Consider the following 13391-nt stretch of genomic DNA (forward strand, 5'->3'; position numbering starts at 1 on the left):
TGACATAGCATGTTGCCGGCGAGCTTAACTGAGGTGGAAGTTTGTTTAGACTTTCTTTTGCGCCTCGCTTGTGCGAGGCGAAAATGCCCGATGGCGAAACGTCACAAGAAAAACCTGGTTGGAGAGACAAATGTGGAAACTCTGCTTCGCGACCATTCTCTGTGCGACCACGGTCGCCTTGACGGCACCGGCTTCCGCACGAGCGCAGCAAGCTCGTGTCGGCGGATTGACGTGTCACGCTGCGCCGCGAGTCGGATTAATCGTCGGCTCGGTGCAGCATCTGCAATGTGTCTTTACCCCGAATGCCAACGCCCGACGCTGTAACTATAACGGAACCATCGGCCGCGTCGGACTCGATGTCGGCATCACCGGCGGCGGAAGGCTGTTGTGGGCGGTCTTCGCGCCGACCTCACATGTGGCGTGCGGTTCGCTGCGAGGCAGCTATGCCGGGGTAAGCGGCAGCGCGTCGATCGGTGTCGGGCTGGGTGCCAATGTTCTCGTCGGCGGATCCCACCGCACGATTTCCCTCCAGCCGCTATCGGTCGAGGGTCAGATCGGAGTGAATCTGGCGCTCGGCGTATCGAAGTTGACGCTGCGATAAGCACGCACAACGTTTTCGAACAAAGCATGTCCTTGGACTCAATGCGGGGATTGGATGCCGTGTAACGAAAACGCGTCAAACTAAACCATAGAAGCCCCGCTTCTCCATCAGAAGCGGGGCTTCATGCGTTTTACAGCCTTTATAGAGAAGCATGTTTTCGGGCTTGACCCACGGCGGCTTGCCCGCCTTTGAAATTCCTGGAATTTATCGGCCTGCGACTTCTGTTCCGGGACCAGTGTCCGTCATCTGCTGACCTTCGGCGAACCGTCGCTCGATCATGCCCATGACCGATGTGACCTCGCGAAACGCGCGCGAGTGCGCAAGTCCGCGCATGCCCGTCAAATCAAACACCAAGATGCCTTCGCGTCGAAACTCGCTCCTGTAAGGCTCCTGATCGGGATTGACCTTGCCGAGCCGTGTGGCTCCGCCCCGGATCGATCCGGACAATCTGAGGGCGAGGTCGTCCTGTGACACGAACAATGCGAAACGCGGCCTCTTCTTTCCCATTTCCAGCATCCGCGCACGAAACAGATCGACGTCGACATCGGGCGCAACCAGCATCACATTCTTGATCTTGTTCGCGATCCTGCCAGTCCGCTGCGCGCTTGCGTGGAGCGCCTCCACCGTGGGCCAACAACCCATCGAATGACACAGGACCGTCACCTCTTGCACGTCGGGGTTTTTCACGATCGTGTCGAGCAACTGCGCGATGGCTCCGCTGGATGTCTCTGCGATATTGAGGTCGTCCTCGTAGGCGCGCAGACTGGCAAAGCCGCGCGACGGCCAGGAAAACAGGACAGGTACAGCAGAAACCCCCGAGTCATGCGCGATCTGGGCGAAACGATAGACGGCCTGATCGAACCGGTTGTTGAACCCGTGAATGAAGACCAGCACCTTGCCGCGCCCGTTGCGCTTGGCGGCGGCCGAAAGGTCCGAGACGAAGGTTGGCTTTTCCAGATAGTTCGCCGAAACAGTTACGAAATTTTGCCGGGGATCACCCGGCGCAGAGGTGGGCCACTGCACCTCGCCGGTCCTTCGCAGGATATCAGGAGGGATCGACACAGTGACTGACGCGTACGACATGGCGCCCGCCGGGCTGCCGTTGAACATTTCACCGGCATCGGCTGCCGAGCGGCTTCGCGTCGTGGCGATGAGCACTGGCACATGCGAGATTCCGTTCACATTGACCGGCTCGACCGGCACCAATGCGCCCTGCGCCAGTTGTCCTGCGCATCCCCCGCAAAAAATCGTGGACGCCAGGGCCGCTACTGTCAGCAAGCGAATCCTGCAGGTCAAAAGATCACTCCCTGAATCGGCGCCGGCTTCTCCGGTGCGCCCGTGACCGGCCTGAAAACCATCGCGACTGCACCCCTGTTCGACGCACACCGTCGATCGGATAGTACGGTAACGCCCGACGGCGAAGGTGCTTTCGAAGGGGCAGGTGGTCCGGAAGTATTTCCGGTGCTCGGCCAAGGCAAAGTCATGAATGAATGCAGTACATGGCTTATGTCGTTCACGTCTAGCCGGTTTCCCGTTATCAGACAAGATCGCCATCCAAGGGCCCGGTTTCGATTCCCGCTCGCGATAAATTGGAGACCGTTCGACCGATTGAAGCTGACATCCTGCTGAGATCCGGACACACCCGATCGCCATCTTCCGAAAGCAATTGCTCACCACCAAGGCGCCGCTGAAACTACTCAGGCGCGCCACTCCGGCTCCCTTGTCCCGCAGCAAAAGCCCGCCTAAGCTCGATGCCGTGCAAAGTACCGCTCTCAAGACTCTGACAGACAGAGAGCGGGACATCCCCGGTCCCGGAAGGAGCTTTCCAATGCTGAATCGCCGTTTGTTCTGTGGGTGCGTTTCGTTTGCTCTGTTTGCAGGCGCTACCGCCGGGAGCGCGCGCGCCGAGCCTGCGGAATGTGCGGTGTTCACGCCAGACCGGCAGAAGCACACCAGTCCCGACGAGGCGATCGCACGCCTCAAGGCCGGCAATGATCGTTTCGTCGCCGGCGCAACCGTCAATTGCGATCTGATGGCGCAAGTTCGCGAGACCGCGAAGGCGCAGGCACCGTTCGCGGCCATCGTCGGCTGCATCGATTCGCGGGTCCCGCCTGAACTGGTGTTCGACCAGCGCATCGGCGACGTATTCTGCGCCCGTATTGCCGGCAACTTCGTCAACGACGACATCATCGGCAGTCTGGAGTTCGCTACCCAGGTCGCCGGCGCGCGCGCCATCGTGGTGCTCGGACATTCCAGTTGCGGCGCGGTCATGGGCGCAATCGATGGCGTCAAGCTCGGCCATCTGACCGGAGCGCTCGCCCACATTCAGCCGGCGGTTTCGGCCACCAAGGCCGAGGGCAAGCCTTCATCGAAAAACGACGCCTTCGTCCAGGCGGTGGCCGAGACCAACGCCCGCATGGCCGCGGCGGATTTGACAAAGCGGAGCACGATCCTGAAGGCGCTGGCAGAGAAAGGTGAACTGCGCACCGTTGCCGCCATGCACGATCTCGCCACCGGACGGGTGAAGTGGTTGAGTTAAGGAAAGCGAAGCGACGACAGCCGACGGCTTCGATCGTTTACAACGCTCTCGAAAACGTCCTAAAGACTCGCCGCCAGCAGAGCGAGAGTGATCAGAAGCAATGAGACGCACGCCGCCGACCATTGGCAGAGACGGGCGTCAAGCGCTTTGAAGGATGAGCCGATACCCAGAAGGCGGCCGAACGCGGCCTCCTCAAGGACAATGCTGTCGCCGACCGGAACGCGGGGCAAGAACCGGTCGATCCGCCGCAGTATCAGAGCAAGGCCAACACCGAGCGCCACCGGCCAGAGCCCATCGACAAGGGTGCCCCATTCAAACGCATATGAGATATCGCCGACTGCCGGATAAAAGGCCCACGGCAGCAGGATCGCGCCAAGCGCAATGCCGGGCCAGAGAGGGACGAAGCCGGCCGGGCATTCCTGTGCGGCGCCGGACGGCGAGGTTGCAAGACAGATCAGGAAATGTGTCATCAACATCGCGGTGCCGATTGAAGACAGGGTGGCGAGAACCGCCTCCGCGCCGCCGGCGAATTGCGCCTTCGTTGCAATCTTGGCCAGGGCGCCGCCTGTCAACGGCAAGCCGGCAAGGCTCAGGGCAAGCAGGGCAGCAAGAATATACGTCGCGCGGGAAAGCCTTCCGCCTCGTATCGCCAGCACGCCGATAGTCAGAAACAAGGCAGCTTTGACCAGCAGGTGGTTTGCGGCATAAAAGCCGACCTCCAGAGCAGCGCCGGCTTGTCCTTTCACGAGCGCCACGCCAAAGGCAGCCATAATGACGCCCATCTGGCTGATGCTGGAATATGCCAGCACGACCTTGGTGTTTTGCTGGACCAGGCCAAAAGCGACACCGTAAAAGGCGCAAAGAAAGCCCATGACCACCAGGGCATCGCCCCACCCTTCCAGCGGAAGACCAAGCGGCAGGAAGCGCAGCAACCCGATCACGCCGGCCTTGACGCCCGCGCCGCTCAGCACCGCGGCGGCAGGAATAGGCGCCGCGCTATAGGTCAGCGGCATCCAGCCATTGAAAGGGATCATGCCCATCTTCATTCCGAAGCCGGCAATGATCAGCCCCAGAATGGCATCTCGCCAGGGTGAGGTCGGCAAGGCGGCCATGACATCGGCGATGTTCGCGCTGCCGTGCGGCTCGCCTGCGATGAGCATTGCGAAGGCAAGCAGCAGAAGCGCCTCACCGAGAATGGTGAAAGCCATATAGATCGCGCCGGCACGTTTGCGCTCGCCGTCGTCGGAAAACGCGAACAGGCCGTAGGCAGGAATGCTGGCGAGCGCATACAAAAGATAGAATGAGACAAGGTCGCCCGCGATAAAGACCCCCAGATTGCCTGTCATGGTGAGAAGCCAGGAAAGGCCCCAGCGGTTATCCGGCTGGCGGTCGCGCCAAATCGCGGCGCTGATGATGATCCAAAGCAGCGCCGCGCCGGCGAGAAGCAGCGCGCTTGGCGGATCGAGGCGCAGGGTGAAGCCCGAGACAGGCAGGTCGTAGGTGAGCGGCGCACGGGTCAGGCCGGCCAGACCGGTCGCGAGAGCGGGCGTTGGGGCGAGCCATTGCAGGGCAAGGACCTGACGCCGCCAGCCTTTGACAAAGCAGGCGGCAAGGAAGGCCAGGGGCGTGCCCAGGCTCGCAACCAGCAAGATGGGGAAAAGATCAGTCATGGCAGCGCCGCCGCTATTGGACGGCCTATTTCAAGAATGTCAGAGAAAGTCTGCGGCATGAAGCCGAGTGCGATGGCGATCATCGCAAGACCAAGCGCAAGAACCTCCTGGCTGCGCTTCGGCGACGATTTCAACGAGATCCGGTCATCGGACAATGCGGGCGCGAGAATGCGGTAGACATAGCCGGCGGCAAGCAGCCCGCCGGCTAGAATGGGAAGCGTCCAGAACCACTGGCCTGATATGATGGAAGCTTGCAGCATCAGCCATTTGGCGCTGAAGCCGCCGCTCGGCGGCAATCCCATCAGGGACAATCCGCTGAGAGCGATGGTCAGGAAGGTCAAAGGCAGCACGCGCGCCGCGCCGCCAAGCCTTGCGATCTGGTCATGGCCAAGCGCTTCGGCGAGCAGGCCAGCGGAGAAAAACATCGCGGCTTTCGCGAATGCATGGGCGAGAATCTGCATGAAGCAGGCACTCCAGCTCATCGCGCTCCAGCTCTGCGCGCCTGTAGCGAGCGGAAACACCAGAAAGAGGTAACCGATCTGGGCCACCGTCGAATAGGCGATCAACAATTTCAGCCGCGCTTGACGCAATGCCATGACGCTGCCCGCGATAATCGCCGCCGAACCGAGACAGCCGATAACCATCGCTGCCTGATCCGCGGAAAGGCCGGGAAGGACATAGAACCACAGCCGCAGCGTGAGAAAGAACGAGCCTTTGACAACCAGGCTGGACAGCACCGCGCTTGCCGCCGCCGGCGCGTTGGCGTGAGCGGGCGGCAGCCAGAGATGCAAAGGGAAAAGAGCCGTCTTGGCGAGCAGACCGCCGGTCATAAGAGCGGCTGCCGTCCAAACAACGGGCGTGGACTGAACCCTTTGGGCGAGAAGCGGAATGTCCAGCGTTCCGTGCGCCCCGTAGAGCAGGGCGACGCCAAGCAGATAGCAAATCGATCCGAACAGGGCGAAGAGGAGATAGCGCAATGCGGCGACGAGCGTCTCCGGGCGGCCATCGATACAAACGAGAGGCACCGCAGCGAAGGTAAGCAGTTCCAGCGCGACGTAAAGGTTGAAGAGGTCGCCGCTGACGAAAATGATGATCAGCGCGGCCCAGATCGACTGAAGCATGATCCAGAAAATCAGGGAGCTTCGGCTTTCCCGGATGCCGTCAGGCGTGGCGAATTTCGCGCGGGCGTATAATGCGGCGGCCGTTACAATAACCGCGGTGGTGATCAGCATGATCGCCGATATGCCGTCGGCGCGCAAAGCGATACCGAGCGGCGGCTCCAGCGCGCCGATCACGTAGACGATGGGCTTGCCCGCTCGACCGACATGGAGCGCGATCGCACAGGCCAGCGCCAGTCCGAATGGCGTCGAGCCGAGAGCGACGCGCTCGGCGCTGCGGCCCCCAAGCGTGAAGGACAGAATGATTCCTGCAAGCGGCAGCAGAATCGCAAGAACGATGAGGTAGCCGCCAGGCGTGGTCGTCCACAGCTCGGTCATCACTTCGCGTCCCCGCCGTCCGGCCGGGTCGGGACCTCGGGGTCCAACGTGACGCGCCTGCCCACCGCGGACAGGCGCAGGATGAGCGCCACCGCAACCGCGCTGGCGGCGAAGGCGACGACGATTCCGGTGATGATCATGGCTTGCGGGACCGGGTCGAAGCGCAAGCCGGCAGCCGCGCCGCGCCGCGCCACGATGCCGAAAACGAGGAAAACACCGCTGCCGATCAGATTGAAGGCGAGTAATTTGCGCAACGGATGTGGATGGAGAATGAGACCATAGAGTCCGAGACCAACCAGAGCCGCGCCGAGCAATCCTGCTATAACCGATGGCGTCATCGATCAGGTCTCTCGCCCGGTGAACCGGCGACGAGCATCGGCAACGCCGCCGCTATGGACAACACCATGAACGCTTCGATGAACAGAATGATCGGCTTGGCGAGGGCGGGCGGATAAGCAAAGAAGCTTCCTGCCACAACACCGCCCGCGAGGCCGATGACGAGGAATACCGCAGGTCCGGCGACCAGCGCCACGCGGAGCCACCTTGCGTCGACGCGGGGCGGCTGCGCCACTCCCGCCATCATCGTCACCATCCACATGGCCGCAAGCAGGGCGCCGCCCTGAAAGGCGCCGCCGGGCTCGTCGGCGCCGACCCAAAATATATGAATGCCAATGAGCACGCCGACTGGCGCCAGCATCTGGGCGAGGAAAACCATGGGAGCGTCGGGTTTGGATACGCGAAACGGCGCCGGCGCTCCGCCCCAGGCGTTGTCGGCGCCCACCGACCAGACCCCGACTACAGCCAGGATCAGAACCATCTTCTCAAGCATGGTGTCGAAGGAGCGATAGGACATCAACACCGCCGTGATGGGGTTGCCAAGGCCGGCGCCGGCGCCGTGGATGGCGGCAACGGCTTCCGGTGCGAGCGACGGCGGCGGATCAGGCAGCATCAGGATGACAGCGCACAAGGCGCCGGCGACAGCCGCGGCGAGCACGCCGGCGACGAGGCTGAGGCCGAATCCCGGTCGCTCGCCCTGCCCGACATTCCTGAGCCCTCCGAGTCTTTTGCCGGCGGTAATAAGCAGGACGCCGGTGACCCCTCCGCCAACGGCCGCCTCGGTCAAGGCAACATCCGGCGCATAGAGGCGGATCCAGACGAAAGCGAGCAACAACCCGTAGGCGACATAGCCGACCACCGAAGCGAACAGGTCTCGCGCCGCGATGGTCCAGAAGGCGACGGCGACGACTAAAAGGGCGAGACAGATGTCGAGATAGGGGAGAAGACTCATTTGCGGCCTCGCCTCAGCGCGCGACCAATCAATTGCGCAGTCGAGGCGCCGGAGAGCAGAACCAAGGCCCAGATGACAACCAGCTTAAGCGCTGAAAGCGCGCTTTCGGCACGCGGGAGCAGGCCAAGCACGATCAGGCCAAGGCCGAGATTGTCGACCTTGGTCAGAGCATGCAGACGGCTGAGCGAATCCGGAAAACGCAGAAGGCCAACTGTTCCGGCGAAAAAGAAAAACGTGCCGGCAGCGATGGCGGCGATACTCAAGAGGTCGAGAAACGCGATCACGCTTCCCCGTCTCCTTGTTCAGCATCGAGCAGATTGACCAGAGCAATGGTGGCAAACGCGGCGAGCAAGGCAAGACCCAGCGCAACATCCTCCACGCCGGGAACGCTCGTCGCATACGCAATCAGTAATAATGCTGCGATGCCGCCGGTACCGAGCAGTTGGACCGCCATCAATCCTTCCACGTCCGAGCCGCGCGAAATGCGCGCAAGTCCAACCGCAACCATGAGTATGATCAGGCCCGCCGCGGCGAGAAGCAGTTCATTCATGACAGATCGCCGCTTTGAACAGGGTCTCGTCCGCCTTGATGGCTTCCGCTGTCGGCTGCGAAATGTCGAGGCAATGCACCTGAAGCATGTCGCCTTCCACACCTATCGGCGAGGTACCCGGCTGAAGGCTCTGATAGACGAGAAAGACATTGCGAGCTCCGCCGGGCGGCAGGGTAACGGGAACGTCGGCAAATCCAGGACGTAGATCAACGCGCGGCAGAAGCGCGCGGCGGGCGACATCCACGCCAGCGATGATCGAGCAACTCAGAAAACGAAAGCTAAGTCTGGCAAGCTGGACAAGACGCAGGCGGACCGCGCTGGGCGGCAAGAGCGACAGACTGATCCACAGAGCAAGCGCGGACGCCACCAAACCGACGGCAAGATTCTCTTCGCTCCAACCCGCAATCACAAGCCATATGCCAAGAAAGAAGACGAGACGAGCAACGGCAGCCCTCATCATCAAAGGCGTATGACCGGACATCGAAATAGCTCACCTCTTCGATTTGAGCATTCAGGCTAACATCCTCGCGCATGGTCAGCAACGTTTTCATGGCTGTCCTGCCGGACAGTGATCGCTCCCGAGACTCCGGCAGGCTGGTCCTTACCCGGATCGACACGCTGTCTCGCGTAGCTCGAGCCGCGATGCACGCGACCACCACGGCCTGCATTTCGCTCATCACCGTTTGCGCGTCCTCCCTAGCACTCAAACTGATTCCGGGCGTCGAGCCGGATCACAGCGGCGATCGCTAAAAAACGCGCCAGTTCGAAATTCTCGGACACCGCTTCAAAACAAAACCGGCGCCCGAAGGGACGCCGGTCGGAAACTAGAGATGCGCGACGTTTTCAGGAGCTGGCGTTCAACACCGTGACGGCACGGCGATTCTGGGACCAGCAGGAGATGTCGTTGCAGACGGCGACCGGTCGCTCCTTGCCGTAGGAGATCGTACGCATCCGGCCCGCGTCGATGCCGCGCGATGCGAGGAAGGCCCGAACCGTTTGCGCACGACGTGCGCCAAGCGCGATGTTGTACTCGCGGGTGCCGCGTTCGTCGGCATGGCCTTCGATCGTGAAAGAATAGCGAGGATAGGTCTGCAGCCAGCGCGCCTGCTTCTCCAGCGTCGTAATTGCCTGCGGCGACAGGTTGGTCTGGTCGCTTTCGAAGAAGACGCGGTCGCCGACGTTGACCACGAAATCCTGCTGACTGCCCGGCGTAGCGGCGCCGGCCATGGCGCCATCCGCGCCGCCCATGCCGTTCTTGTTGGCGCAGGCCCCCATCGACAGCGCCGCCGCGAGCACGGCGACCAGCTTCAATCCCCGGAGGATTCGCTTCTGATGTAACATTCCGGAGCCTCCACGCTCACGTTTTTCCACTGTCATCCGCTCTACAGGGCGATGGTTAAGCGAACGTTCCGTCAACCTTGATGAGACGTTGCCCGACTGCATCAAATGCCAAGTTTTGCGAAAAGAAGCGCTGCAATAGTTAATGAGTTGCAAATGTGGCGTGACGGTGAAGTGCCACCGGTTTTCACGGCGCGATTCACATTCAATATCGTTTTCGGGCCACAGCGTTTGGAGTCAGGCATCATACCGGAGGGGCGGTCGGCCTATCGAGGATGGTCCATCGAGCCTGACAGGACGGAGAGACGACCGGTTCCGGATCAAAACTTCGGGGCGGTCGAGACTCGCGCGAACGGAAGCGTAGAACCGGTCAGCACAGACGCCGCGGCTCCGCTCCTTCGCTCGAACAACATCCGCCGTTCGAAATAGCTCGAGCGCAGGTAAGGATAGCGGGCGAAGACCTTTTCGCGCGAGGCCGGAAAATCGACCGCCATCAGGCAAATCGGCTTGATCAGCCCCGGATAGAGGCGCGGCGGGCTCAGCGGCTGATGGTTGAACAGGCGGGTGTAGAATGTTCGGTGCTCGGCGCGGACGGTGGCCAGACCAAGATCGGCGTGAAAAAAGCTGCAGGCGACGAAGCACAGCCGAAGCGTGAGGTATGGCAATTCCGGAAATCGTCCCGCGATTTCGGGATCGGCGACAAAGCGGGTCGGGTCAACCATGACCTTGCCCTGATCGACCTCCGGCTGAAGATAATCCTGGAACACCTCCACCGACGGACAAAGCGGAGATTCCGGCGAGGAAATGCTGAGGCGGATGGAACTGGCGAGCACGCCATCCAGATAAACGCCGAAAACCCAGGAGTTCGGCATATCGTCGAACCGATCGGTGATTTTATGATCGGGATTGGGCTCGATCGCCCCTTCCTTCAAATAGGCCCGATATCGCAGGCGATAGATGAGATCCCTCTCCGCCCGCGTGTCCATCAGGCGATAGTCGATGCGATCGAGAAGCTCGATGCCGCGATCTGCTGGCTTGGTAATCGTCTGTTGAGCTGAACTCATTGGAACACCCCCGATCCACCTTGAATCCCAGCCGACAACCGAAGGTTAACGCTTTGCTAACACATTGCAAAGACAACAAAGCATTAGCGTTAATCCGTATCCTCTTATCATAACAATAGTGTTAAATCGCATCGGTTGCACTCCTCATCGAATGAGAAGATTTCAATTTCAGGTCGGGAGAATCGTGGAAAAAATTCAGGCAATCGACCGTGACGGGAGGATTTTTACATTGTCGCCGCGCTGACGCCGTCCATGGGAGGCATCCAGCAGTTGACGGATACGGGCCGCGGACACCGGCCGGCTGAACAGATAGCCCTGCGCTTCCGTTACCGTGCCATCGGCGCTGATCAGTTCGAGCTGCTCGTTGGTTTCGATGCCTTCGACGACAACGGACATGCCGAGATCGGCGCTCAGCCGCGCCACGCCGCGCAATAGCGTCAGCGGGCGGTCCGTATCGATCCCTTCGAGGAACGAGCGGTCGATCTTGACCTTCTGAAGCGGGAAGTTGTGCAGATAGCTGAGGCTCGAATAGCCGGTGCCGAAATCGTCGAGGGAAATCTTCACGCCCGCCGAGCGCAACTGAGTCAGGGCATCAAGCGTCCACTGGGTATTGCGCAGCAAGGACGATTCCGTGATCTCGATCTCCAGGCGGTGCGCCGGAAGACCTGAGACCTCCAGCGCATAGCGGACTTCGCTCAGGATCTCGCGCTGGTGGAACTGCTGCGACGAGAAATTGACGGCGACGCTGACGGCCTCCGGCCACGTCATGCATTCCATGCAGGCCTTGCGCAAAATCCAGCGGCCGAGATCGATGATGAGGCCCATCTCCTCCGCCACCGGAATGATGTCTATCGGCGACACCGTTCCGCGCGTCGGATGATTCCAGCGCAGCAGCGCCTCGCAAGCCATGATCCGTCCCGACCTCAGATTGACCAGCGGCTGATAGAACAGCTCGAACTCTTCGTTGGCCAGCGCCTTGCGCAGATCGAGTTCGAGGGTGCGGCGCGCTTCGACGGTTTCCGCCATCTCGCTGCGGAAGAAGCAGAATGCGCCGCGACCACCCGCCTTGGCCCGGTAGAGCGCCATATCGGCGTTCTTGAGAAGGGTGTCGGCGGTGGCGCCTGGCGACGTCAGCGCGATGCCGATGCTCGCGCCGATCTCGACAAGGTGGCGATCGACTTCGTATCGCTCGGTGAGTCGTTCGACGATGCGACGGGCCAGCGCGGCCGCCTCCTCCGGCGACTGGATGTTCTGCTGGAACACGACGAATTCGTCGCCGCCGAATCGCGCCACGAAATCCTCCGGGCGCAGCATTCCCCGGAGCCGGTCGGCGACGATGCACAACAGGCGGTCGCCGCAGGGATGGCCAAGCGTATCGTTGATCTGCTTGAATTGATCGAGATCGATGAACAGCAGCGCCGAGAGCCGCAACTCGCCGCCCGGCAATGCCAGCAGACGTTCGATTTCGTCGCGGAAGCTGAGCCTGTTGGGCAACTCCGTCAGCGAATCGAAACGGGCGAGGTGGCTGATCCGCGCCTCCGCCTTGCGCCGCTCGGTGATGTCCTCGACCAGAACGACGGTTCCTCCGCAAGCCATCGGCTGGAACGTCCAGGATAGCGCCCGGCCGTGTTCGGCGTCCGCATCGGCGGTCACGATCGCGCCAGCCTGCGAATTCTCGAGTTCCGAAATGATCGTCCGCCCGTTTTCGGACGACATCTTTCCGGCCGCCACGCATGCCGCGATGACGTCCGCCGCGCCGACATTGCGACGCACGAATCCTTCGGCGAGATGCATCATTTCACTGAAGCGATAGTTCATCACGCCGAGGCGGCCGTTGGCGCCGAACATGCACAGGCCATGCGGCATGTTGTTCAGCGCAGTGTCGAACTGGGCGGCGAGTGCGGCTTCGCGTTCACGCGCGATCAGGGCACGGACGAAAATCGCCTGCAATCGCGTGGTGATCCTCTCAAGGCCGAGGAAGTACAGCACGGTGAGAAGCGCCATTCCCACGTAGTAGGGGTCCAGACGCAGCGCCATCGCCGTGGCCATCGGTCCGCAGGTCAGCAGAATCTGGAGGTGGAAGATCCAGGGGCGCCCGTAGGCGCGGCCGGCGCCGGCCGCCACGTATCCCGTGGTGACCGCGATACAGATCATATGCGCAACCGCATCGTCGGTCATCAAAAGCGAGATGGCGCACCACGCGCCGAGCGCAATTGCGTAGAGCACCGCGCCGACCTGGTACCGTATCTCCCAACTGGCTGCCTCCGCCACGGTCAGGTCCGAACGGCGGCGCTTGTACTTCACCATGTCGTAACTGCGGAGCGCACCGACCAGAACGAGCGATACCGCGCAGGGCCACAACAGATGGTTGCCGGTCTTCAACGCGGTCATGGTGGCGGCAATCGCCGCACAAACCGCGCCGGCGAACATCGGCGCCGGATTCTGAAACAGCGACCCCACGAGCGCGGCGTATATCGCCGGCGACATCGTATCAGTATCGCGATGGTGATCGGCCAATTGCATCGGGCGCGCGCATCCTTATTCGAGATGCACAGTGTTACCGAACGCTGGTGAAGCCTTTCTGAGCGAACATCGTTAGCGAGACATTGAGCCGATCGCAGAAAAACGGATTTGCCTCCTGAATCAGGCAGCTAGTGGAGCGAATTTAACATTCGCTACCCACTTTGCAGCGAACTTGTCAGGCGAATGTCAAATTCAAAACTCCACTAGAAACCTGATAGCTGCTAGTGGCCCTTTGATTCTAACATTTGCAAGAACTCCCTGCGGCAACGGGATGCAAATGTTAGAATTGGACCACTAGGGTCCGTACTCAATAAGGATTCCC

General features: G+C 61.2%; 13 protein-coding genes. 2 read left to right on the forward strand and 11 right to left on the reverse strand.

Annotation, left to right across the window (positions count from 1 at the left end):
• Nucleotides 1–130 precede the first annotated feature (130 nt).
• Nucleotides 131–601, forward strand: coding sequence for a DUF992 domain-containing protein (locus BGO16_RS12910; RefSeq protein WP_292619135.1), 471 nt, complete (start codon nucleotides 131–133; stop codon nucleotides 599–601).
• Between the two features lie 204 nt (nucleotides 602–805).
• Here BGO16_RS12910 and BGO16_RS12915 read toward each other — a convergent pair whose 3' ends face one another.
• Nucleotides 806–1879 carry an alpha/beta fold hydrolase gene (locus BGO16_RS12915; RefSeq protein ID WP_292619136.1) on the reverse strand — a complete coding sequence of 358 codons (1074 nt, stop codon included), beginning with the start codon at nucleotides 1877–1879 and terminating at the stop codon, nucleotides 806–808.
• 550 nt (nucleotides 1880–2429) lie between these two features.
• Here BGO16_RS12915 and BGO16_RS12920 point away from each other — a divergent pair.
• Entirely contained in the window at nucleotides 2430–3140 is a 711-nt protein-coding gene (locus BGO16_RS12920; protein ID WP_292619137.1) for a carbonic anhydrase family protein, read from the forward strand.
• A gap of 59 nt (nucleotides 3141–3199) precedes the next feature.
• On the opposite strand, the gene BGO16_RS12925 is transcribed toward BGO16_RS12920, so the two are convergent.
• The 10 genes from BGO16_RS12925 to BGO16_RS12970 all read right to left on the reverse strand — a co-directional run bounded on the left by BGO16_RS12925 (nucleotide 3200) and on the right by BGO16_RS12970 (nucleotide 13069).
• Nucleotides 3200–4810, reverse strand: a complete 1611-nt coding sequence (locus BGO16_RS12925; RefSeq protein WP_292619138.1) for a complex I subunit 5 family protein — start codon at nucleotides 4808–4810, stop codon at nucleotides 3200–3202.
• Nucleotides 4807–6306 carry a proton-conducting transporter membrane subunit gene (locus BGO16_RS12930; RefSeq protein WP_292619139.1) on the reverse strand — a complete coding sequence of 500 codons (1500 nt, stop codon included), beginning with the start codon at nucleotides 6304–6306 and terminating at the stop codon, nucleotides 4807–4809. Before BGO16_RS12930 ends, BGO16_RS12925 begins: the two co-directional genes overlap by 4 nt.
• Entirely contained in the window at nucleotides 6306–6644 is a 339-nt protein-coding gene (locus tag BGO16_RS12935; RefSeq protein ID WP_292619140.1) for an NADH-quinone oxidoreductase subunit K, read from the reverse strand. Before BGO16_RS12935 ends, BGO16_RS12930 begins: the two co-directional genes overlap by 1 nt.
• Nucleotides 6641–7594 carry a hydrogenase subunit MbhD domain-containing protein gene (locus tag BGO16_RS12940; protein WP_292619141.1) on the reverse strand — a complete coding sequence of 318 codons (954 nt, stop codon included), beginning with the start codon at nucleotides 7592–7594 and terminating at the stop codon, nucleotides 6641–6643. The genes BGO16_RS12935 and BGO16_RS12940 overlap by 4 nt, the downstream gene beginning before the upstream one ends.
• A complete protein-coding gene (locus tag BGO16_RS12945) occupies nucleotides 7591–7878 on the reverse strand; it encodes a monovalent cation/H(+) antiporter subunit G (RefSeq protein WP_292619142.1) in 288 nt (95 codons plus the stop codon). The genes BGO16_RS12940 and BGO16_RS12945 overlap by 4 nt, the downstream gene beginning before the upstream one ends.
• Nucleotides 7875–8144, reverse strand: coding sequence for a monovalent cation/H+ antiporter complex subunit F (locus BGO16_RS12950; RefSeq protein WP_292619143.1), 270 nt, complete (start codon nucleotides 8142–8144; stop codon nucleotides 7875–7877). The genes BGO16_RS12945 and BGO16_RS12950 overlap by 4 nt, the downstream gene beginning before the upstream one ends.
• Nucleotides 8137–8625: a Na+/H+ antiporter subunit E gene (locus tag BGO16_RS12955; RefSeq protein WP_292619144.1), complete on the reverse strand. Its 489-nt coding sequence runs from the start codon at nucleotides 8623–8625 to the stop codon at nucleotides 8137–8139. The genes BGO16_RS12950 and BGO16_RS12955 overlap by 8 nt, the downstream gene beginning before the upstream one ends.
• 362 nt (nucleotides 8626–8987) lie before the next feature.
• On the reverse strand, nucleotides 8988–9485 hold the full coding sequence (pal, locus tag BGO16_RS12960; RefSeq protein WP_292619145.1) for a peptidoglycan-associated lipoprotein Pal: 498 nt from the start codon (nucleotides 9483–9485) through the stop codon (nucleotides 8988–8990).
• Between the two features lie 317 nt (nucleotides 9486–9802).
• Entirely contained in the window at nucleotides 9803–10546 is a 744-nt protein-coding gene (locus BGO16_RS12965) for a hypothetical protein (protein WP_292619146.1), read from the reverse strand.
• Between the two features lie 195 nt (nucleotides 10547–10741).
• Nucleotides 10742–13069, reverse strand: a complete 2328-nt coding sequence (locus BGO16_RS12970) for an EAL domain-containing protein (RefSeq protein ID WP_292619147.1) — start codon at nucleotides 13067–13069, stop codon at nucleotides 10742–10744.
• Nucleotides 13070–13391: the final 322 nt, after the last annotated feature.

Origin of the sequence: Nitrobacter sp. 62-23 (assembly GCF_001897285.1) — a bacterium.
In the GTDB taxonomy this organism is placed as follows: domain Bacteria; phylum Pseudomonadota; class Alphaproteobacteria; order Rhizobiales; family Xanthobacteraceae; genus Nitrobacter.

What these genes read in the sequence shown, in the direction of transcription:
- BGO16_RS12910 (WP_292619135.1), top strand. Translation starts at nt 131, where the DNA reads ATGTGGAAACTCTGCTTCGCGACCATTCTCTGTGCGACCACGGTCGCC.
- BGO16_RS12935 (WP_292619140.1), bottom strand. Translation starts at nt 6,644, where the DNA reads ATGACGCCATCGGTTATAGCAGGATTGCTCGGCGCGGCTCTGGTTGGT.
- pal (WP_292619145.1), bottom strand. Translation starts at nt 9,485, where the DNA reads ATGTTACATCAGAAGCGAATCCTCCGGGGATTGAAGCTGGTCGCCGTG.
- BGO16_RS12930 (WP_292619139.1), bottom strand. Translation starts at nt 6,306, where the DNA reads ATGACCGAGCTGTGGACGACCACGCCTGGCGGCTACCTCATCGTTCTT.
- BGO16_RS12970 (WP_292619147.1), bottom strand. Translation starts at nt 13,069, where the DNA reads ATGCAATTGGCCGATCACCATCGCGATACTGATACGATGTCGCCGGCG.
- BGO16_RS12950 (WP_292619143.1), bottom strand. Translation starts at nt 8,144, where the DNA reads ATGAATGAACTGCTTCTCGCCGCGGCGGGCCTGATCATACTCATGGTT.
- BGO16_RS12955 (WP_292619144.1), bottom strand. Translation starts at nt 8,625, where the DNA reads ATGTCCGGTCATACGCCTTTGATGATGAGGGCTGCCGTTGCTCGTCTC.
- BGO16_RS12965 (WP_292619146.1), bottom strand. Translation starts at nt 10,546, where the DNA reads ATGAGTTCAGCTCAACAGACGATTACCAAGCCAGCAGATCGCGGCATC.
- BGO16_RS12940 (WP_292619141.1), bottom strand. Translation starts at nt 7,594, where the DNA reads ATGAGTCTTCTCCCCTATCTCGACATCTGTCTCGCCCTTTTAGTCGTC.
- BGO16_RS12920 (WP_292619137.1), top strand. Translation starts at nt 2,430, where the DNA reads ATGCTGAATCGCCGTTTGTTCTGTGGGTGCGTTTCGTTTGCTCTGTTT.
- BGO16_RS12925 (WP_292619138.1), bottom strand. Translation starts at nt 4,810, where the DNA reads ATGACTGATCTTTTCCCCATCTTGCTGGTTGCGAGCCTGGGCACGCCC.